General features: G+C 70.7%; 18 protein-coding genes. All 18 read left to right on the plus strand.

The features are described from left to right. The first annotated feature begins 27 nt into the window (after nt 1-27). Complete coding sequence (locus tag STRCI_RS34345; RefSeq protein WP_269662861.1) at nt 28-1,821, plus strand: DUF5941 domain-containing protein; 1,794 nt, start codon at nt 28-30, stop codon at nt 1,819-1,821. Continuing rightward, nucleotides 1,818-2,570, plus strand: coding sequence for a phosphocholine cytidylyltransferase family protein (locus STRCI_RS34350; RefSeq protein WP_269662862.1), 753 nt, complete (start codon nt 1,818-1,820; stop codon nt 2,568-2,570). The genes STRCI_RS34345 and STRCI_RS34350 overlap by 4 nt, the downstream gene beginning before the upstream one ends. Next, entirely contained in the window at nt 2,558-3,619 is a 1,062-nt protein-coding gene (locus STRCI_RS34355) for an iron-containing alcohol dehydrogenase family protein (protein ID WP_269662863.1), read from the plus strand. The genes STRCI_RS34350 and STRCI_RS34355 overlap by 13 nt, the downstream gene beginning before the upstream one ends. Next, nucleotides 3,597-4,376: a CDP-alcohol phosphatidyltransferase family protein gene (locus STRCI_RS34360; protein WP_269662864.1), complete on the plus strand. Its 780-nt coding sequence runs from the start codon at nt 3,597-3,599 to the stop codon at nt 4,374-4,376. Before STRCI_RS34355 ends, STRCI_RS34360 begins: the two co-directional genes overlap by 23 nt. Next, nucleotides 4,373-5,257 carry a glycosyltransferase family 2 protein gene (locus STRCI_RS34365; RefSeq protein ID WP_269662865.1) on the plus strand — a complete coding sequence of 295 codons (885 nt, stop codon included), beginning with the start codon at nt 4,373-4,375 and terminating at the stop codon, nt 5,255-5,257. The genes STRCI_RS34360 and STRCI_RS34365 overlap by 4 nt, the downstream gene beginning before the upstream one ends. 96 nt (nt 5,258-5,353) lie before the next feature. After that, nucleotides 5,354-6,283, plus strand: coding sequence for an ABC transporter permease (locus STRCI_RS34370; RefSeq protein ID WP_269662866.1), 930 nt, complete (start codon nt 5,354-5,356; stop codon nt 6,281-6,283). Then, nucleotides 6,276-7,055, plus strand: a complete 780-nt coding sequence (locus STRCI_RS34375) for an ABC transporter ATP-binding protein (protein WP_269662867.1) — start codon at nt 6,276-6,278, stop codon at nt 7,053-7,055. The genes STRCI_RS34370 and STRCI_RS34375 overlap by 8 nt, the downstream gene beginning before the upstream one ends. Nucleotides 7,056-7,441: 386 nt before the next feature. After that, nucleotides 7,442-8,344 (plus strand): squalene synthase HpnC, encoded by a 903-nt coding sequence (hpnC, locus tag STRCI_RS34380; RefSeq protein WP_269662868.1) that lies wholly within the window; start codon nt 7,442-7,444, stop codon nt 8,342-8,344. Then, complete coding sequence (gene hpnD, locus STRCI_RS34385) at nt 8,341-9,291, plus strand: presqualene diphosphate synthase HpnD (protein WP_269662869.1); 951 nt, start codon at nt 8,341-8,343, stop codon at nt 9,289-9,291. The genes hpnC and hpnD overlap by 4 nt, the downstream gene beginning before the upstream one ends. Beyond that, a complete protein-coding gene (locus STRCI_RS34390) occupies nt 9,291-9,431 on the plus strand; it encodes a DUF6380 family protein (RefSeq protein WP_015656374.1) in 141 nt (46 codons plus the stop codon). The genes hpnD and STRCI_RS34390 overlap by 1 nt, the downstream gene beginning before the upstream one ends. Beyond that, complete coding sequence (gene hpnE / locus STRCI_RS34395; RefSeq protein WP_269662870.1) at nt 9,428-10,822, plus strand: hydroxysqualene dehydroxylase HpnE; 1,395 nt, start codon at nt 9,428-9,430, stop codon at nt 10,820-10,822. Before STRCI_RS34390 ends, hpnE begins: the two co-directional genes overlap by 4 nt. Further along, nucleotides 10,822-11,955, plus strand: a complete 1,134-nt coding sequence (locus STRCI_RS34400; protein WP_418953401.1) for a polyprenyl synthetase family protein — start codon at nt 10,822-10,824, stop codon at nt 11,953-11,955. The genes hpnE and STRCI_RS34400 overlap by 1 nt, the downstream gene beginning before the upstream one ends. Nucleotides 11,956-12,074: 119 nt before the next feature. Further along, on the plus strand, nt 12,075-14,063 hold the full coding sequence (shc, locus tag STRCI_RS34405; protein WP_269662871.1) for a squalene--hopene cyclase: 1,989 nt from the start codon (nt 12,075-12,077) through the stop codon (nt 14,061-14,063). After that, nucleotides 14,063-14,704, plus strand: a complete 642-nt coding sequence (locus STRCI_RS34410; protein WP_269662872.1) for a phosphorylase family protein — start codon at nt 14,063-14,065, stop codon at nt 14,702-14,704. Before shc ends, STRCI_RS34410 begins: the two co-directional genes overlap by 1 nt. A gap of 5 nt (nt 14,705-14,709) precedes the next feature. Beyond that, the gene (hpnH, locus tag STRCI_RS34415) at nt 14,710-15,732 is read left to right on the plus strand and encodes an adenosyl-hopene transferase HpnH (RefSeq protein WP_269662873.1); all 1,023 of its coding nucleotides are present in this window, start codon (nt 14,710-14,712) and stop codon (nt 15,730-15,732) included. A gap of 4 nt (nt 15,733-15,736) precedes the next feature. Further along, nucleotides 15,737-16,894 carry a flavodoxin-dependent (E)-4-hydroxy-3-methylbut-2-enyl-diphosphate synthase gene (gene ispG / locus STRCI_RS34420; protein ID WP_269662874.1) on the plus strand — a complete coding sequence of 386 codons (1,158 nt, stop codon included), beginning with the start codon at nt 15,737-15,739 and terminating at the stop codon, nt 16,892-16,894. Nucleotides 16,895-16,920: 26 nt separating this feature from the next. Beyond that, entirely contained in the window at nt 16,921-18,813 is a 1,893-nt protein-coding gene (dxs, locus tag STRCI_RS34425; protein ID WP_269662875.1) for a 1-deoxy-D-xylulose-5-phosphate synthase, read from the plus strand. After that, nucleotides 18,810-20,195, plus strand: coding sequence for an aspartate aminotransferase family protein (locus tag STRCI_RS34430; RefSeq protein ID WP_269662876.1), 1,386 nt, complete (start codon nt 18,810-18,812; stop codon nt 20,193-20,195). The genes dxs and STRCI_RS34430 overlap by 4 nt, the downstream gene beginning before the upstream one ends. Nucleotides 20,196-20,235 lie beyond the last annotated feature (40 nt).

Below are 20,235 nucleotides of genomic sequence, written 5' to 3' on the forward strand. Positions count from 1 at the left end.
GCGTCGGCACCCAGGGAGTGAGTTCGGTTGTCGACCGCCATCCTCACCGGTCAGCCGGTTCCCGGCTCGTCGATCGAGGCCGAGCTGCGCTCCCTCGGCTTCGACGTCCGGGCCGCCGCCGACGCCGCTGAGGCAGAGACGCTGCTGGCCCAGGTGGACAGCCGGGAGCGGGTCGCCGTGGTCGACGCCCGCTTCGTCGGCCATGTGCACGCGCTGCGCCTCGGACTGACCGACCCCCGCTTCCCGCTCGCCGCGATCCCCGGCGCCGTCACCGCCCAGCCCGCCGCCCGGCAGGCGCTGACCCGGGCGCTGGCCCGCGAGAACTCCACCGCCGGCACCACCCTCGTGGACAGCCTCGCCGACCGGCTCGTCGAGGCCCTCGACACCGAGGTGCACCGCCCCGAGCTCGGCAGCCTGGTCGCGGAGGTCCCCGCCGACCCCCAGGCCCGCAACGAGGCCCGGCAGGCCGTCGCCGCCGTCGACGACGAGGCCATACGCCTGAAGTCGGCGGTCAAGGCCCGCGACGGCTTCTTCACCACGTACTGCATCAGCCCGTACTCCCGCTACATCGCGCGCTGGTGCGCCCGCCGGGGCCTGACCCCGAACCAGGTCACCACCGCCTCCCTGCTCACCGCGCTCATCGCGGCGGGCTGCGCGGCCACCGGCACCCGCGGCGGCTTCGTCGCGGCCGGTCTGCTGCTGATCTTCTCCTTCGTGCTGGACTGCACCGACGGCCAGCTCGCCCGCTACTCCCTTCAGTACTCCACGCTCGGCGCCTGGCTGGACGCCACCTTCGACCGGGCCAAGGAGTACGCCTACTACGCGGGCCTCGCCCTCGGCGCCGCCCGCGGCGGCGACGACGTCTGGGCCCTGGCCCTCGGCGCGATGGTCCTCCAGACCTGCCGGCATGTCGTGGACTTCTCCTTCAACGAGGCCAACCACGACGCCACCGCCAACACCAGCCCCACCGCCGCCCTCTCCGACAAGCTGGACAGCGTCGGCTGGACGGTCTGGGTGCGCCGCATGATCGTCCTGCCGATCGGCGAGCGCTGGGCGATGATCGCCGTCCTGACCGCGTTCACCACCCCGCGGATCACCTTCTACGCCCTGCTCGTCGGCTGCGCCTTCGCGGCGACGTACACCACCGCGGGCCGCGTCCTGCGCTCCCTGACCCGCAAGGCACGGCGCACCGACCGGGCCGCCCAGGCGCTCGCCGACCTCGCCGACTCCGGACCGCTCGCCCAGGCCCTGGCGAAGGCGCTCAAGGACCACGCGCGCAAGCTGCCCGGCTTCGCCGCCCCCGCCGTCGCCCTCTTCGGCGGCCTCGTGCTGGTCGCCACCGCCGCGTTCACCGACTTCGGCGGACCGTGGCCGGTGCTCGGCGCCCTCGTCTACGCCGTTACCTCGGCCCTCGCCGTCGCCCGCCCGCTCAAGGGCGCCCTCGACTGGCTGGTGCCGCCCTTCTTCCGGGCGGCCGAGTACGGCACCGTCCTCGCCATCGCGGCCAACGCGGAGGTGAACGGAGCCCTTCCTGCGGCTTTCGGCCTGGTGGCCGCCGTCGCCTACCATCACTACGACACGGTGTATCGCATCCGCGGCAACGCCGGAGCGCCGCCGGCCTGGCTGGTGCGCGCCGTCGGGGGGCACGAAGGACGGACCCTGCTCGTCACCGTCCTGGCCGCGGTACTCACCGCCTCGCAGTTCACGGTCGCGCTCACGGCTGTCGCCGTGGCCGTGGCCCTGGTGGTGCTCGTCGAGAGCATCCGCTTCTGGGTGTCCGCAGGGGCGCCCGCCGTACACGATGAAGGAGAACCCGCATGATCGGCCTCGTGCTGGCGGCCGGCGCCGGACGGCGTCTGCGCCCCTACACCGACAGCCTTCCCAAGGCTCTGGTGCCGGTGGGCCCCGCGGGCATAGAGGGCGAACCCACGGTTCTCGACCTGACCCTCGCCAACTTCGCCGAGATCGGTCTCACCGAGGCCGGGATCATCGTCGGCTACCGCAAGGAAGCCGTGTACGAGCGCAGGGAGGCGCTGGAGGCCAAGTACGGCCTCAAGCTCACCCTCATCGACAACGACAAGGCCGAGGAGTGGAACAACGCCTACTCCCTGTGGTGCGGACGTGACGCCCTCAAGGACGGCGTGATCCTCGCCAACGGCGACACCGTCCACCCGGTCTCGGTCGAGAAGACGCTGCTCGCCGCCCGCGGCGACGGCAAGCGGATCATCCTCGCCCTCGACACCGTGAAGTCCCTCGCGGACGAGGAGATGAAGGTCGTCGTCGACCCCGACAAGGGCGTCACGAAGATCACCAAGCTGATGGACCCCTCCGAGGCCACCGGCGAGTACATCGGCGTCACCCTCATCGAGGCCGACGCCGCCCCCGAGCTGGCCGACGCCCTGAAGACGGTCTGGGAGACCGACCCGCAGCAGTTCTACGAGCACGGCTACCAGGAGCTCGTGAACCGCGGCTTCAAGATCGACACGGCGCCGATCGGCGACGTTCAGTGGGTGGAGATCGACAATCACGACGATCTCGCCCGCGGACGGGAGATCGCGTGCCAGTACTGACCCGGCTGATCCCCTCGCCGGTCGTCGTGGACATCCGCCCGGGTGCCCTCGACGACCTGGGCTGCGTGCTCGCCGACGAGCGGGTCTCGCACTCCGGCAAGCTCGCCGTCGCCGTCAGCGGCGGCTCCGGCGCCCGGCTGCGCGAACGGCTCGCCCCCTCGCTGCCCGGCGCCAGTTGGTACGAAGTCGGCGGCGGCACCCTCGACGACGCGGTCCGGCTGGCCGGTGCCATAAAGGCCGGCCACTACGACGCGGTCGTCGGACTCGGCGGTGGCAAGATCATCGACTGCGCCAAGTTCGCCGCGGCACGGGTCGGCCTCCCGCTGGTCGCCGTACCGACGAACCTCGCGCACGACGGACTGTGCTCGCCCGTCGCCACCCTCGACAACGACGCGGGCCGCGGCTCCTACGGTGTGCCCAACCCGATCGCGGTCGTCATCGACCTCGACGTCATCCGGGAGGCTCCGGTGCGCTTCGTGCGCGCCGGGATCGGGGACGCCGTCTCCAACATCTCCGCCATCGCGGACTGGGAGCTGGCCAACCGCGTCAAGGGCGAGAAGATCGACGGCCTGGCCGCCGCCATCGCCCGGCAGGCCGGCGAGGCGGTGCTCCGCCACCCCGGCGGCATCGGCGACACCGACTTCCTCCAGGTCCTCGCCGAGGCCCTGGTGCTCAGCGGCATCGCCATGTCGGTGTCGGGCGACTCCCGCCCGTCCTCCGGCGCCTGCCACGAGATCAACCACGCGTTCGACCTGCTCTATCCCAGGCGCGCCGCCGCCCACGGCGAACAGTGCGGACTGGGCGCGGCCTTCGCGATGTACCTGCGCGGAGCCCACGAGGAGTCGGCCTACATGGCCGAGGTGCTGCGCCGGCACGGGTTGCCGGTACTGCCGGAGGAGATCGGCTTCAGCACGGAGGAGTTCGTCCGTGCCGTGGAGTTCGCCCCTCAGACCCGGCCCGGCCGCTACACGATCCTCGAACACCTCGACCTGACAACCGACCAGATCAAGGACATCTACACCGACTATGTCAAGGCCATCGGTAGCTGAACTCCGTCCGGTCGTCCACCCCGCGGGGGTGAAGGACCGGCGCAGCGGTGAGCACTGGATGGGACGCCTCTACATGCGTGAGGTGTCCCTGCGGGTCGACCGCTACCTGGTCAACACCAGGGTCACGCCCAACCAGCTCACGTACCTGATGACCGTCTTCGGTGTGCTCGCGGCCCCGGCACTGCTCGTGCCGGGGATCCCGGGCGCCGTGCTCGGCGTGGTCTGCGTGCAGATGTACCTGCTGCTGGACTGCGTCGACGGCGAGATCGCACGCTGGAAGAAGCAGTACTCGCTCAACGGCGTCTACCTCGACCGGGTCGGCGCCTACCTCACCGACGCCGCCGTCCTCGTCGGCTTCGGGCTGCGCGCCGCCGATGTGTGGGGCAGCGGCCGGATCGACTGGCTGTGGGCCTTCCTCGGCACGCTGGCCGCGCTCGGCGCCATCCTGATCAAGGCCGAGACCGACCTGGTCGGCGTCGCCCGGCACCAGGCCGGCAAGCCCCCGGTCCAGGAGGCGGCGTCCGAGATGCGCTCCTCCGGTATGGCCCTGGCCCGCAGGGCCGCCGCCATGCTCAAGTTCCACCGCCTCATCCTCGGTATCGAGGCATCCCTGCTGATCCTCGTACTGGCCTTCGCCGACCAGGCCCGCGGCGACCTCTTCTTCTCCCGGCTCGGCGTCGCCGTGCTCGCCGGCATCGCGCTGCTCCAGACCCTGCTGCACCTGGTCTCCATCCTCGCGTCGAGCAGGCTGAAGTGAGCGCGCCCATGAAGGTCGGCGCGGTGATCATCACCATGGGCAACCGCCCCGACGAACTCCGCGCCCTCCTCGACTCGATCGCCAAGCAGGACGGCGACCGCGTCGAGGTGGTCGTCGTCGGCAACGGCTCACCGGTGCCGGACGTCCCCGAGGGCGTCCGCACGATCGAGCTGCCCGAGAACCTCGGCATCCCCGGTGGCCGCAACGTCGGCATCGAGGCCTTCGGTCCCAGCGGCCGTGACGTCGACATATTGCTGTTCCTCGACGACGACGGACTGCTCGCCCAGCACGACACCGCCGAACTCTGCCGCCAGGCCTTCGCCGCCGACCCCGAGCTCGGCATCATCAGCTTCCGCATCGCCGACCCCGAGACCGGCGAGACCCAGCGCCGCCACGTGCCCCGGCTGCGCGCCAAGGACCCGATGCGCTCCTCCCGGGTCACCACCTTCCTCGGCGGCGCCAACGCCGTCCGCACCCGGGTCCTCGCCGAAGTCGGCGGACTCCCGGACGAATTCTTCTACGCACACGAGGAAACCGACCTGGCATGGCGGGCCCTCGACGCGGGCTGGATGATCGACTACCGGTCCGACATGGTGCTGTACCACCCCACGACTGCCCCTTCCCGGCACGCGGTCTACCACCGCATGGTCGCCCGCAACCGGGTCTGGCTGGCCCGCCGCAACCTCCCCGCGCTGCTGGTCCCGGTCTACCTGGGCGACTGGCTGCTGCTCACCCTGGTGCGCCGCCCCTCGCGGCCCGCGCTCAGGGCCTGGTTCGGCGGTTTCCGGGAGGGCTGGACCAGCCCGTGCGGACCCCGCAGGCCGATGAAGTGGCGTACGGTGTGGCGGCTGACCCGGCTGGGCCGCCCTCCTGTCATCTGACAAGCTGCACTGAACGCACAGGAGGTCCACACCCAGACCTCAGGTACACGGCATGCCCGCACAGGCTGCGCATCCCGAAGACGAAAGTTTCCACCAGTGAGTGAGACAACGCATGACGGCCAGGTCGCGGTGACCGCGCCGCCGTCACCCGACGAGGGACTCACGGCGGCCGAACTGGCCGCCAAGTACGGGCTGAGCGTGAGCGGCGCCCGCCCCTCGCTCGTCGAGTACGTCCGCCAGCTCTGGGACCGGCGTCACTTCATCCTCGCCTTCTCGCGGGCGAAGCTGACCGCCCAGTACAGCCAGGCCAAGCTCGGCCAGCTGTGGCAGGTGGTGACCCCGCTGCTCAACGCGGCCGTCTACTTCTTCATCTTCGGCGTCATCCTGGAAGCCGACCGGGGCATGTCCCGCGAGGTGTACATCCCGTTCCTGGTCACCGGCGTGTTCGTGTTCACCTTCACGCAGAGCTCGGTGATGGCGGGCGTCCGCGCGATCTCCGGCAACCTCGGCCTGGTGCGCGCGCTGCACTTCCCGCGTGCCTCGCTGCCGGTGTCGTTCTCGCTCCAGCAGCTCCAGCAACTGCTCGCCTCGATGATCGTGCTGATCGCGGTGACATGCGTCTTCGGCAGCTACCCGGACCTGTCGTGGCTGCTGATGTTCCCGGTGCTCGCCCTGCAGTTCCTCTTCAACACCGGCCTGGCCCTGATCATGGCCCGGGCGGGCGCGAAGACCCCGGACCTGGCGCAGCTGATGCCGTTCGTGATGCGCACCTGGATGTACGCCTCCGGCGTCATGTACTCGATCCCGATCATGCTTGCGGACAAGCCGCAGTGGATCGCGGACGTCCTCCAGTGGAACCCGGCCGCCATCTACATGGACCTGATGCGCTTCGCGCTGATCGACGGCTACGGCTCGAAGAACCTGCCCGACCACGTCTGGGCGGCCGCGGGCGGCTGGGCCCTGCTCTTCGCGGTCGGTGGCTTCGTCTACTTCTGGAAGGCGGAAGAGAGGTACGGCCGTGGCTGAGCAGCAGCGGACGGACCCCCGTCCCACCGTCATCGCGGACGAACTGCACATCGTCTACCGCGTCAACGGCGCCAAGAGCGGCAAGGGCAGCGCCACCGCCGCGCTCAGCCGCATCATCAAGCGAGGCGAGGAGCGCGGGGTGCGCAAGGTGCACGCCGTGCGCGGTGTCTCCTTCACCGCGTACCGCGGCGAGGCCATCGGCCTGATCGGCTCCAACGGCTCCGGCAAGTCGACCCTGCTGCGCGCCATCGCGGGCCTGCTGCCCGCCGAGAGCGGCAAGGTCTACACCGACGGCCAGCCCTCCCTGCTCGGCGTCAACGCGGCCCTGATGAACGACCTGACCGGCGAGCGGAACGTGATCCTCGGCGGGCTCGCCATGGGCATGGCCCGTGAGCAGGTCAGGGAGCGGTACCAGGAGATCGTCGACTTCTCCGGCATCAACGAGAAGGGCGACTTCATCACCCTGCCGATGCGCACCTACTCCTCCGGCATGGCGGCCCGGCTGCGCTTCTCCATCGCCGCCGCCAAGGACCATGACGTCCTGATGATCGACGAGGCCCTGGCCACCGGCGACCGCAAGTTCCAGAAGCGCTCCGAGCAGCGCATCCGGGAGCTGCGCAAGGAGGCCGGCACGGTGTTCCTGGTCAGCCACAACAACAAGTCGATCCGTGACACCTGCAACCGGGTGCTGTGGCTGGAACGGGGCGAGCTGCGCATGGACGGTCCGACGGACGAGGTCCTCAAGGAGTACGAGAAGTTCACGGGCAAGTAGTCCACCCCGGACCGGCGCACCCGGCCCAGCCCGCTTCCCACAGCCCCGCCGGAACCCTTCCGGCGGGGCTCCGCGTCTGCAAAGGAAACGTCAACTTCGGCTGGCCTTAGGAATCTTGGGACCAATCGGTGTGTTCTTGTGATGCGCAGGACACCCCGGCGAACCACAGTGCGTTGTACAACGTAAGCTGTACCGGTCCCCAATCGCGGCAAGTGGGGCGATAATGCCCCACACCCGCTGCGGGAAGCCCGCGCGGACGGCTGGGCGGCGTGTCCGAAATAGTGTGTATTGGGTCGGCGGTGTAGAACGGGAGATGTGACGGCAATGGCTACGGAAACTCCCCAGCTCAACGCAGCACGTGCCGTCCCCGCCCCGGGCAGTCCGTGGTGACGGGAACCGGCACGCCGCACACCGGGGACACGGAGCGCGGCACGCTCGACAAGGCCGCGCACGAGAACTTCCCCGTGGCCCCCTTCTTCCTGCCCCGGGCCTGGCGCACCGACCTCATGGCCGTCTACGGCTTCGCCCGCCTCGTCGACGACATCGGCGACGGCGATCTCGCCCCCGGCGGTGCCGACGCCCGCTTCCTCGGCGTTTCGGCCGCGGGCGCCGCCGACCGCCTGCTGATGCTGGACGCCTTCGAGACCGACCTCCGCCGCGTCTTCGACTCGACCCCCCGCCACCCCCTGCTGCGCCGCCTGCAGCCCACGGTCCGCCGTCGCGCGCTGACCCCCGAGCCCTTCCTCGGCCTGATCCAGGCCAACCGTCAGGACCAGCTCATCAGCCGCTACGAGACCTACGACGACCTGCTCGCCTACTGCGAACTGTCCGCCAACCCCGTCGGACACCTCGTCCTCGCCGTCACCGGCACCGCCACCCCCGAGCGGATCCGCCGCTCCGACGCCGTGTGCACCGCCCTGCAGATCGTCGAGCACCTCCAGGACGTCGCCGAGGACCTCGGCCGCGACCGCATCTATCTGCCCGCCGCGGACATGAAGCGCTTTCACGTCCAGGAGGCGGATCTCGCCACGAAAACCGCGAGCGCATCGGTGCGCGCATTGGTTGCATACGAAGCAGAACGCGCCCGCTGTCTCCTGAATGAAGGCGCCCCCTTGGTGGGTAGCGTCCACGGCAGGCTGAGACTGCTGCTCGCGGGGTTCGTGGCGGGGGGAAGGGCGGCGATCCGTGCGATCGCCGCCGCCGAATACGACGTACTTCCCGGCCCGCCCAAGCCCGGCAAGGTTCAGCTGCTGCGCGAGGTGGGCGTGACTCTGCGAGGAGAGGGGTGATCCGGACCGTGGAGTTCGCACCACACGCGTCCGCACCGGTACTCGCCGCCTACAGCTACTGCGAGGCCGTCACCGGACAGCAGGCCCGTAACTTCGCCTACGGCATCCGGCTGCTGCCCACGCCGAAGCGGCGCGCGATGTCGGCGTTGTACGCGTTCTCGCGCCGCGTCGACGACATCGGTGACGGCGCGCTGGCCGACGACGTCAAGATCGCCAGGCTGGAGGAGACCCGGGCGCTGCTGACCCGGGTGCGCGGCGGCGCGGTCGACGAGGACGACACCGACCCGGTCGCGGTCGCCCTCACCCATGCCGCCGAGGTCTTCCCGATCCCGCTGGACGGCCTGGACGAGCTCATCGACGGCGTGCTGATGGACGTACGCGGCGAGACCTACGAGACCTGGGACGACCTGAAGGTGTACTGCCGCTGTGTGGCGGGCGCCATCGGGCGGCTCTCGCTCGGCGTGTTCGGCACCGAACCGGGGGCGCGCGGGGTCGAGCGGGCCCCGGAGTACGCCGACACGCTGGGGCTCGCCCTTCAGCTCACCAACATCCTCCGGGACGTGCGCGAGGACGCCGAGGGGGGCCGCACCTACCTGCCCGCCGACGACCTCGCCAAGTTCGGCTGCTCGGCCGGGTTCGCCGGGCCGACCGTGCCGGAGGGTGCCGACTTCGCGGGCCTGGTGCACTTCGAGGTGCGCCGGGCCCGCGCCCTGTTCGCCGAGGGCTACCGGCTGCTGCCGATGCTCGACCGGCGCAGCGGCGCCTGTGTCGCCGCCATGGCCGGCATCTACCGCCGGCTCCTGGACCGTATCGAGCGCGAGCCGGAGGCCGTGCTGCGCGGCCGGGTCTCGCTGCCCGGACGCGAGAAGGCGTACGTCGCGGTGCGGGGCCTGTCGGGTCTGGACACCCGGCATGTGACCCGGCGGACCGTCAGGAGGCGGGCCTGATGGACAATCCGGTCCAAGGTGATGCCACCGGCGAAAAATGGCACGCAACCCTCCGCACTTCGGCGGCGTCCCTGACTGAGACGGCCGACCGTGCATCGTTCAAGCACCGCGGCGGCCGTTCGGGGGAGGACGCACGATGACCGACGGCAGGACAACCGGCGGCGACGCCGTCGTGGTCGGCGGCGGGCTCGCGGGGATCACCGCGGCGCTCGCGCTCGCCGACGCGGGCGTGCGCGTGACGCTCCTGGAGGGCAGGCCGCGCCTCGGCGGGCTCGCCTTCTCCTTCCAGCGCGGCGACCTCACCGTCGACAACGGCCAGCATGTGTATCTGCGCTGCTGCACCGCCTACCGCTGGTTCCTCGACCGCATCGAGGGGAGTGCGCTGGCGCCGTTGCAGGATCGTCTCGACGTGCCCGTTCTCGACCTGGCCAAGCCCGCGGGGCGGCGTCTGGGCCGGATCCGGCGGGACCCGCTGCCGGTACCGCTGCACCTGGGGCGCAGCCTCGCCACCTATCCGCACCTCTCCCTCACCGAGCGGGCCGCCGTCGGGCGTGCCGCGCTCGCGCTGATGGCGCTCGACCTCGACGACCCCGCCCTGGACGACCAGAACTTCGGCACCTGGCTGGCCGCGCACGGCCAGTCCGAGCGCGCCGTGCAGGCGCTGTGGAACCTGGTCGGCATCGCCACTCTCAACGCGGTCGCGGGCGACTCCTCACTGGGGCTCGCCGCGATGGTGTTCAAGACCGGTCTGCTCTCCGACCCGGGCGCGGCCGACATCGGATGGGCGCACGTCCCGCTGGGCGAACTGCACGACCGGCTGGCCCGCAAGGCGCTCGACTCCGCGGGCGTGCGTACCGAGGTCCGTACACGCGTCACCTCCATCTCCACTGACGACAACGGACGTTGGGCCGTCCAGGTTCCCGGGGAGACCCTCCGGGCCGACGCGGTCGTCCTCGCCGTACCGCAGAGCGAGGCCCACGACCTGCTGCCGGACGGTGCCCTGGACGCTCCGGAACGACTGCTTCAGATCGGCACCGCGCCGATCCTGAACGTCCATGTCGTCTACGACCGCCCGGTGCTCAGCACCCCGTTCTTCGCCGCCCTCGGCACCCCGGTGCAGTGGGTGTTCGACCGGACCGATTCCTCCGGGCTCCGGGAGGGGCAGTACCTGGCCCTCTCCCAGTCGGCCGCGCACCACGAGATCGACGCCCCGGTGGCCGAGCTGCGCGAGCGCTATCTGCCGGAGCTGGCCCGGCTGCTCCCGCTCGCCCGCGACGCCGAGGTGAAGGACTTCTTCGTGACCCGGGAGCGCACAGCGACGTTCGCCCCCACCCCGGGGGTCGGGCGGCTGCGGCCCGGCACCCGTACCCAGGCACCCGGCCTCTACCTGGCCGGCGCGTGGACCGCCACCGGGTGGCCCGCGACCATGGAGAGTGCGGTCCGCAGCGGTGTGAGCGCGGCGGACGCCGCACTCGGCGCCCTGGGCAGGCCCCGCCCCCGCCACCTCTTCGACGTGGAAGAGGCGGCCTGATGCTCGACGAGCGCGCGGCAGGCCCCCGCACCCCCGGTACCGCAACAAGAGGAGAGACTGTGCCCACTGTGCCCCCGGCCTCGAAGGCCGCTGAGGAGACCGCGGTGGACGTGACCGCGCTCCTGGAGCGCGGCCGGACCCTGGCCACCCCGGTACTGCGGGCGGCCATCGACCGCCTGGCACCTCCCATGGACACCGTTTCCGCCTACCACTTCGGCTGGATCGACGCCCAGGGCAGGCCCACGGCGGGCGACGGCGGCAAGGCCGTGCGCCCCGCTCTCGCCGTGCTCTCCGCCGAGGTCACCGGGGCCGCACCCGAGGTCGGCATCCCCGGCGCGGTCGCCGTGGAGCTGGTCCACAACTTCTCCCTGCTGCACGACGACCTGATGGACGGCGACGAGCAGCGCCGGCACCGCGACACGGTGTGGAAGGTGCACGGCCCCGCCCAGGCCATCCTGGTCGGCGACGCCCTGTTCGCCCTCGCCAACGAACTGCTGCTGGAGCTCGGCACCGTCGAGGCCGGCCGCGCCACCCGCAGGCTGACCACCGCCAGCCGGGCCCTGATCGACGGACAGGCCCAGGACATCTCCTACGAGCACCGCGACCGCGTCAGCGTCGAGGAGTGCCTGGAGATGGAGGGCAACAAGACCGGCGCCCTGCTGGCCTGCGCCAGCTCCATCGGCGCCGTGCTCGGCGGCGCGGGCGACCGCACCGCCGACACCCTGGAGAAGTACGGCTACCACCTCGGCCTCGCCTTCCAGGCCGTCGACGATCTGCTCGGCATCTGGGGCGACCCGGAGTCCACCGGCAAGCAGACCTGGAGCGATCTGCGCCAGCGCAAGAAGTCCCTGCCGGTGGTGGCCGCGCTCGCGGCGGGCGGATCCGCCTCCGAGCGGCTCGGCGAGCTGCTCGCCGCCGACGCCAAGAGCAGCGACTTCGAGAACTTCTCCGAGGCGGAGTTCGCCGCCCGCGCCGCCCTCATCGAGGAGGCCGGGGGCCGCGAGTGGACCGCCGAGGAGGCCCGCCGCCAGCACACCATCGCCATCGAGGCCCTGGACGCCGTCGACATGCCCGACCGGGTACGGGCGCGGTTCACGGCGCTCGCCGACTTCGTCGTAGTACGGAAGAGATGATCACTATCGGTCGAATAGCCCTCGCGTAGTCGCCGGCCGGTGTCGCGGGAAATCGAGCACCGGCCGACGGCGGACCCACAGCAGACGCACCACATGCACACTGCACGTAAGGGGAAGCCATGACAGCGACGACCGACGGAAGCACCGGGGCCCTGCCACCCCGCGCTGCCGCGGCCAGCGAAACCAGCACCACCCCCGTGGCGGCGGGGGTTCACGACGTCGCCGTGCACGCCGTGCGGCGCGCCACGGACAACCTGCTCTCCCGGCAGGACGCCGAGGGCTGGTGGAAGGGCGACCTGGAGACCAACGTCACCATGGACGCGGAGGATCTGCTGCTGCGTCAGTTCCTCGGCATCCGCGACGAGTCCACCACCGCCGCGTCCGCCCTGTTCATCCGGGGTGAGCAGCGCGAGGACGGCACCTGGGCCACCTTCTACGGCGGACCTGCCGAACTCTCCGCGACCATCGAGGCGTACGTCGCCCTCCGGCTGGCCGGCGACGAGCCCGAGGCCCCGCACATGGCGAGGGCCGCGGAGTGGATCCGGGCCCAGGGAGGCATCGTCGCCGCCCGGGTCTTCACCCGGATCTGGCTGGCCCTGTTCGGCTGGTGGAAGTGGGAGGACCTGCCCGAACTCCCGCCCGAACTCATCTACTTCCCCACCTGGGTGCCGCTCAACATCTACGACTTCGGCTGCTGGGCCCGGCAGACCATCGTCCCGCTGACGATCGTCTCCGCCCAGCGGCCGGTACGGCCCGCGCCGTTCCCGCTGGACGAACTGCACACCGATCCGGCGAACCCCAATCCGCCCAAGCCCCTTGCCTCGGCGGCGAGTTGGGACGGCGCCTTCCAGCGCCTCGACAAGGCGCTGCACCAATTGCGCAGGATCGCGCCGCGCAGGCTGCGCCGGTCCGCGATGAACACCGCCGCCCGCTGGATCATCGAGCGGCAGGAGAACGACGGCTGCTGGGGCGGGATCCAGCCGCCCGCGGTGTACTCGGTGATCGCCCTGCATCTGATGGGCTACGACCTCCAGCATCCCGTGATGCGCGAGGGCCTGGCCTCGCTGGACCGTTTCGCCGTCATGCGCGAGGACGGGGCCCGGATGATCGAGGCCTGCCAGTCGCCGGTCTGGGACACCTGCCTCGCCACCATCGCGCTCGCCGACGCCGGGGTCCCCGCCGACCATCCGCAACTGGTCAAGGCCGCCGACTGGATGCTCGGCGAGGAGATCGTCCGGCCCGGCGACTGGGCCGTACGACGGCCTGGACTGCCGCCCGGGGGCTGGGCGTTCGAGTTCCACAACGACAACTACCCCGACATCGACGACACCGCCGAGGTGATCCTCGCGCTGCGCCGGGTCCGCCATCACGACCCGGAGCGGGTGGAGAAGGCGATCGGGCGCGGGGTGCGCTGGAACCTCGGCATGCAGTCCCGCAACGGCGCCTGGGGCGCCTTCGACGTCGACAACACCAGCCCGTTCCCCAACCGGCTGCCGTTCTGCGACTTCGGCGAGGTCATCGACCCGCCGTCGGCCGATGTCACCGCACACGTGGTGGAGATGCTCGCCGTCGAGGGCCTCGCCCACGACCCGCGCACCCGGCGGGGCATCCAGTGGCTGCTGGCCGAACAGGAGCCGGACGGCTCGTGGTTCGGACGCTGGGGCGTCAACTACGTCTACGGCACCGGATCCGTCGTACCCGCCCTCGTCGCCGCCGGATTCCCCGGCTCGCACCCGGCGATCCGGCGGGCCGTGCTCTGGCTCGAGTCCGTGCAGAACGACGACGGCGGCTGGGGCGAGGACCTGCGCTCCTACCAGGACACCAAGGGCTGGAGCGGCCAGGGCGCCTCCACCGCCTCGCAGACCGCCTGGGCGCTGATGGCGCTGCTGGCCGCGGGGGAGCGGGAGTCCAAGGCCGTGGAGCGCGGCGTGGAGTGGCTCGCCACCACTCAGCGCGAGGACGGCTCCTGGGACGAGCCGTACTTCACCGGCACCGGATTCCCCTGGGACTTCTCCATCAACTACCACCTCTACCGGCAGGTGTTCCCGCTCACCGCGCTCGGCCGCTATGTGCACGGCGAGCCCTTCGCCGAGGCCAAGGGGGGCTGATGAGCACCCAGCCCGCCCCGGCTCCGCTGCTGATCGCCTGCGCGCTCGGCATCGAGCACCTCGCGCTGCGCACGGGCGACCGCGGTGACGCCGGCGGGCCGGTCACCGTGGTGCGCACCGGTATGGGACCCAAGGCGGCCGAGCGGTCCGTCACCCGGGTCCTGTCCGACCCGGCGTTCGCCGGGGCCGCCGTCCTGGCCACCGGCTTCTGCGCGGGGCTCGCCCCGGGGATGCACCCCGGCGACCTGGTCGTCGCCGAGGAGACCCGGGACCCGCGCGGGACCACCGAGTGCGTCGCGACCGAACTGCTCGTCAAGGAACTCGTGCGCGCCGTCCCGGGGCGCACCGTCCACACCGGACCGCTCACCGGTTCCGATCACGTGGTCCGTGGTCCGGAGCGGTCCGACCTGCTCGCGACCGGCGCAATCGCGGTCGACATGGAGTCGGCGGCGACGCTCCTGAGCGCCGTGCGCGCGGGCGAGCGCCCCGTTGCGGCCGTCCGGGTGGTCGTGGACGCTCCAGAACATGAACTCGTCCGGATCGGCACGGTACGCGGGGGAATATCAGCTTTCCGTGTTCTCAGGTCGGTCCTCCCCGCTTTCTACGAATGGCACCGTTCTTTGCTGCTCCCCAGGAGGTGAGCCAGATGGCCATGCCGCTGCGCCAGTCCATCAAGGTCGCTACTTACTTGGCCGAACAAAAGCTCCGCAAGCGCGACAAGTTCCCGCTGATCGTAGAGCTGGAACCGCTGTTCGCGTGCAACCTCAAGTGCGAGGGGTGCGGGAAGATCCAGCATCCGGCGGGGGTGCTCAAGCAGCGCATGCCGGTCGCACAGGCGGTGGGCGCGGTGCTCGAATCCGGCGCGCCGATGGTGTCGATCGCCGGGGGTGAACCCCTGATGCACCCTCAGATCGACGAGATCGTGCGGCAGTTGGTGGCCAGGCGGAAATACGTCTTCCTGTGCACCAACGCCATGCTGCTGCGCAAGAAGATGGACAAGTTCAAGCCCTCGCCGTACTTCGCCTTCGCCGTGCACATCGACGGACTGCGCGAGCGGCACGACGAGTCGGTGGCGAAGGAGGGCGTGTTCGACGAGGCGGTGGCGGCGATCAAGGAGGCCCAGCGGCGCGGCTTCCGGGTCACCACCAACTCCACCTTCTTCAACACCGACACCCCGCAGACCATCATCGAGGTGCTCAACTTCCTCAACGACGACCTCAAGGTCGACGAGATGATGATCTCGCCCGCCTACGCCTACGAGAAGGCGCCCGACCAGGAGCACTTCCTGGGCGTGGAGCAGACCCGCGAGCTGTTCAAGAAGGCCTTCGCGGGCGGCAACCGGCGCCGTTGGCGGCTCAACCACTCCCCGCTCTTCCTGGACTTCCTGGAGGGCAAGGTCGACTTCCCGTGCACCGCGTGGGCGATCCCCAACTACTCCCTCTTCGGCTGGCAGCGCCCCTGCTACCTGATGAGCGACGGCTATGTGCCGACGTACCGCGAGCTCATCGAGGAGACCGACTGGGACAAGTACGGCCGCGGCAAGGACCCGCGCTGCGCCAACTGCATGGCGCACTGCGGCTACGAGCCCACCGCCGTCCTCGCCACCATGGGCTCCCTGAAGGAGTCGCTGCGCGCCATGCGCGAGACGGTCAGCGGAAACCGGGAGTGACGTCATGACCGCCATCCCCTTGGGCGTCCCCGAGGTGCCGGTCCGGCCGATCGCCGAGCGGCGCGTGTCGCGGCGGATCGAGGTCGGGCCGGTGGCGGTCGGGGGCGGCGCCCCGGTGTCGGTGCAGTCGATGACCACGACCCGTACGTCGGACATCGGCGCCACCCTTCAGCAGATCGCCGAACTCACCGCGTCCGGCTGCCAGATCGTCCGCGTCGCCTGTCCCACCCAGGACGACGCGGACGCGCTCGCCACCATCGCCCGCAAGTCCCAGATCCCGGTGATCGCGGACATCCACTTCCAGCCCAAGTACGTGTTCGCCGCGATCGAGGCCGGCTGTGCGGCCGTCCGCGTCAATCCCGGCAACATCAAGCAGTTCGACGACAAGGTGAAGGAGATCGCGCGGGCCGCGGCCGACCACGGCACGCCGATCCGGATCGGGGTCAACGCGGGCTCGCTGGACCGCCGGCTGCTGACGAAGTACGGCAGGGCGACCCCGGAGGCGCTCGTCGAGTCGGCGCTGTGGGAGGCGTCGCTGTTCGAGGAGCACGGCTTCCGGGACATCAAGATCTCGGTGAAGCACAACGACCCCGTGGTGATGGTCGAGGCGTACACGCTCCTCGCCGAACAGTGCGACTACCCGCTGCACCTGGGCGTCACCGAGGCCGGTCCCGCCTTCCAGGGCACGATCAAGTCGGCGGTCGCCTTCGGGGCCCTGCTGTCGCGGGGGATCGGCGACACGATCCGGGTGTCCCTGTCGGCGCCGCCGGTCGAGGAGGTCAAGGTCGGCATCCAGATCCTCCAGTCGCTGGGCCTGCGGCAACGGCGGCTGGAGATCGTCTCGTGCCCGTCCTGCGGGCGTGCCCAGGTTGACGTCTACAAGCTGGCGGACGAGGTCACGGCGGGCCTTGAGGGCATGGAGGTGCCGCTCAGGGTGGCCGTCATGGGGTGTGTGGTCAACGGTCCCGGCGAGGCCCGGGAGGCGGATCTGGGGGTCGCCTCCGGCAACGGCAAGGGGCAGATCTTCGTGAAGGGCGAAGTCATCAAGACGGTGCCCGAGTCGAAGATCGTGGAGACCCTGATCGAGGAGGCGATGAAGATCGCCGAGCAGATGGAGCAGGACGGCGTCGAGTCGGGGGAGCCGGCCGTCACCGTGAGTTGAGCAGCACGGACCGAAGGGGGCCCGACGTGACGATTCTGGAGACCATCCGGGGACCACGCGACCTGAAGGCGCTGTCCGAGGCGGAACTCGGGGAACTGTCCGACGAGATCAGGGAGTTCCTGGTGCACGCGGTCGCGCGGACCGGTGGGCATCTCGGGCCCAACCTGGGTGTGGTGGAACTGTCCATCGCGCTCCACCGGGTCTTCGAGTCGCCGGTCGACCGCATCGTGTGGGACACCGGCCATCAGAGCTATGTGCACAAGTTGTTGACGGGACGTCAGGACTTCTCCAAGCTGCGCGGCAAGGGCGGCCTGTCCGGCTATCCCTCGCGCGAGGAGTCCGAGCACGACATCGTGGAGAACAGCCACGCCTCCACCGCGCTCGGCTGGGCCGACGGGCTCGCCAAGGCCCGCCAGGTGCAGGGGGAGAAGGGGCATGTCGTCGCGGTCATCGGCGACGGCGCGCTGACCGGCGGCATGGCCTGGGAGGCGCTGAACAACATCGCGGCCGCCAAGGACCGGCCGCTGATCATCGTCGTCAACGACAACGAGCGGTCCTACGCCCCGACCATCGGCGGCCTCGCCAACCACCTCGCCACGCTGCGCACCACCGACAGCTACGAACAGGTCCTGGCCTGGGGCAAGGACGTACTGCTGCGCACCCCGGTGGTCGGGCACACCGTCTACGAGGCCCTGCACGGCGCCAAGAAGGGCTTCAAGGACGCCTTCGCACCCCAGGGCCTCTTCGAGGACCTGGGCCTGAAGTACGTCGGCCCCATCGACGGCCATGACATCGGTGCCGTCGAGTCCGCGCTGCGCCGCGCGAAACGCTTCCACGGGCCCGTCCTGGTCCACTGCCTCACCGAGAAGGGCCGCGGCTACGAACCCGCCCTCGCCCACGAGGAGGACCACTTCCACACCGTCGGTGTGATGGACCCGCTCACCTGCGAGTCGCTCGCCCCCTCCAACGGCCCGTCCTGGACCTCGGTGTTCGGCGACGAGATCGTCAGGATCGGCGAGGAGCGAGAGGACGTCGTGGCGATCACGGCGGCCATGCTGCACCCGGTCGGGCTCGGCAAGTTCGCCGCCCGCTTCCCGGACCGGGTCTGGGACGTCGGCATCGCCGAGCAGCACGCGGCGGTGTCCGCGGCCGGACTGGCGACCGGCGGTGTCCATCCGGTCGTCGCCGTCTACGCCACCTTCCTCAACCGCGCCTTCGACCAGCTCCTGATGGACGTCGCCCTGCACCGCTGCGGAGTCACCTTCGTCCTGGACCGGGCCGGGGTCACTGGCGTCGACGGCGCCTCCCACAACGGCATGTGGGACCTGTCGATCCTCCAGGTCGTCCCGGGCCTGCGGATCGCCGCGCCCCGGGACGCCGACGAGCTGCGCGCACAGCTGCGGGAAGCCGTCGCCGTCGACGACGCGCCCACGCTGGTGCGGTTCCCGAAGGAGTCCGTGGGCCCGTCGATCCCGGCGGTGGACCGGATCGGCGGACTGGACGTGCTGCACCGCGGAGACCGGCCCGAGGTGCTGCTGGTCGCCGTCGGTGTGATGGCTCCCGTCTGCCTCCAGGCCGCGGAGCTCCTGGAGGCCCGCGGCATCGACTGCACCGTCGTCGACCCCCGTTGGGTCAAGCCCGTCGACCCGGCACTGCCCGGCCTCGCCGCCGGACACCGCCTCGTCGCCGTCGTCGAGGACAACAGCCGGGCCGCCGGAGTGGGCGCCGCCGTGGCGCTCGCCCTCGGTGACGCCGACGTCGATGTGCCGGTACGGCGGTTCGGCATCCCCGAGCAGTTCCTCGCCCACGCCAAACGCGGCGAGGTGCTGGCGGACATCGGCCTCACGCCCGTCGAGGTCGCCGGACGGATCAGCGCGAGCCTGGCCGTCCAGGAGCCAGTCAAGGAGACAGCGGAATGACCACGGAGTTCGACCTCGGCGCGCTGCTGGCCGAGCGCGGAGCCGAGCGCTACGAGCTGCACGGCAAGTACCTGAACCACCAGCTCCCGCGCATGCTGCACACCATCGGCTTCGACAAGGTCTATGAGCGCGCCGAGGGCGCCTACTTCTGGGACGCGGACGGCGCCGACTACCTCGACATGCTCGCCGGGTTCGGGGTGATGGGCCTCGGCCGCCACCACCCCGTCGTCCGCAAGGCGCTGCACGACGTCCTCGACGCCCAGCTCGCCGATCTCACCCGCTTCGACTGCCAGCCACTGCCCGGACTGCTCGCCGAGAAGCTGCTCGCGCACAGCCCGCACCTGGACCGGGTGTTCTTCGGCAACAGCGGCACCGAGGCGGTCGAGACCGCCCTGAAATTCGCCCGCCGCGCCACCGGCAGGCCCCGCGTCCTCTACTGCGACCACGCCTTCCACGGACTGACCACCGGCGCCCTGTCCGTCAACGGCGAGGACGGCTTCCGGGACGGCTTCGCCCCGCTGCTGCCCGACACGGCCGTACCCCTCGGCGATCTCGACGCCCTGGCCCGGGAGTTGAAGAAGGGCGACGTCGCCGCCCTGATCGTCGAGCCGATCCAGGGCAAGGGCGTGCACGAGGCCCCGCCCGGCTATCTGCGCGCTGCCCAGGAGCTGCTCCATAAGCACAAGGCGCTGCTCATCGCCGACGAGGTGCAGACCGGGCTCGGCCGGACCGGGGACTTCTACGCCTACCAGCACGAGGACGGCGTCGAGCCGGACCTGGTGTGCGTGGCCAAGGCCCTGTCCGGCGGCTATGTGCCGGTCGGCGCCACCCTCGGCAAGGACTGGATCTTCAAGAAGGTCTACTCCTCGATGGACCGGGTCCTGGTCCACTCGGCGAGCTTCGGGGCCAACGCCCAGGCCATGGCGGCCGGGCTCGCGGTGCTCGCCGTACTGGAGGACGAGCAGATCGTCGCGAACGCCCGCGTCACCGGCGACCTGCTGAGGTCCCGGCTCGCGGCGCTGACCGACAAGTACGAGCTGCTCGCCGACGTACGCGGCCGGGGCCTGATGATCGGCATCGAGTTCGGCAGGCCCTCCTCGCTGAAGCTGCGCAGCCGGTGGACCATGCTCCAGGCGGCGCGCAAGGGACTGTTCGCGCAGATGGTCGTCGTACCGCTGCTCCAGCGGCACCGGATCCTCACCCAGGTCTCCGGTGACCATCTGGAGGTGATCAAGCTGATCCCGCCGCTGATCGTCGGGGAGCGGGAGGTGGAGCGGTTCGTGGACGCCTTCACCGAGGTGATGGACGACGCGCACAGCGGTGGCGGGCTGATGTGGGACTTCGGCAGGACGCTGGTGAAGCAGGCGGTGGCCAACCGCTAGCGGCAGCTGGAAGGGGTTTGCCTCAGAGGCAAGAAAATTG

The organism is Streptomyces cinnabarinus, assembly GCF_027270315.1.
GTDB lineage: Bacteria > Actinomycetota > Actinomycetes > Streptomycetales > Streptomycetaceae > Streptomyces > Streptomyces cinnabarinus.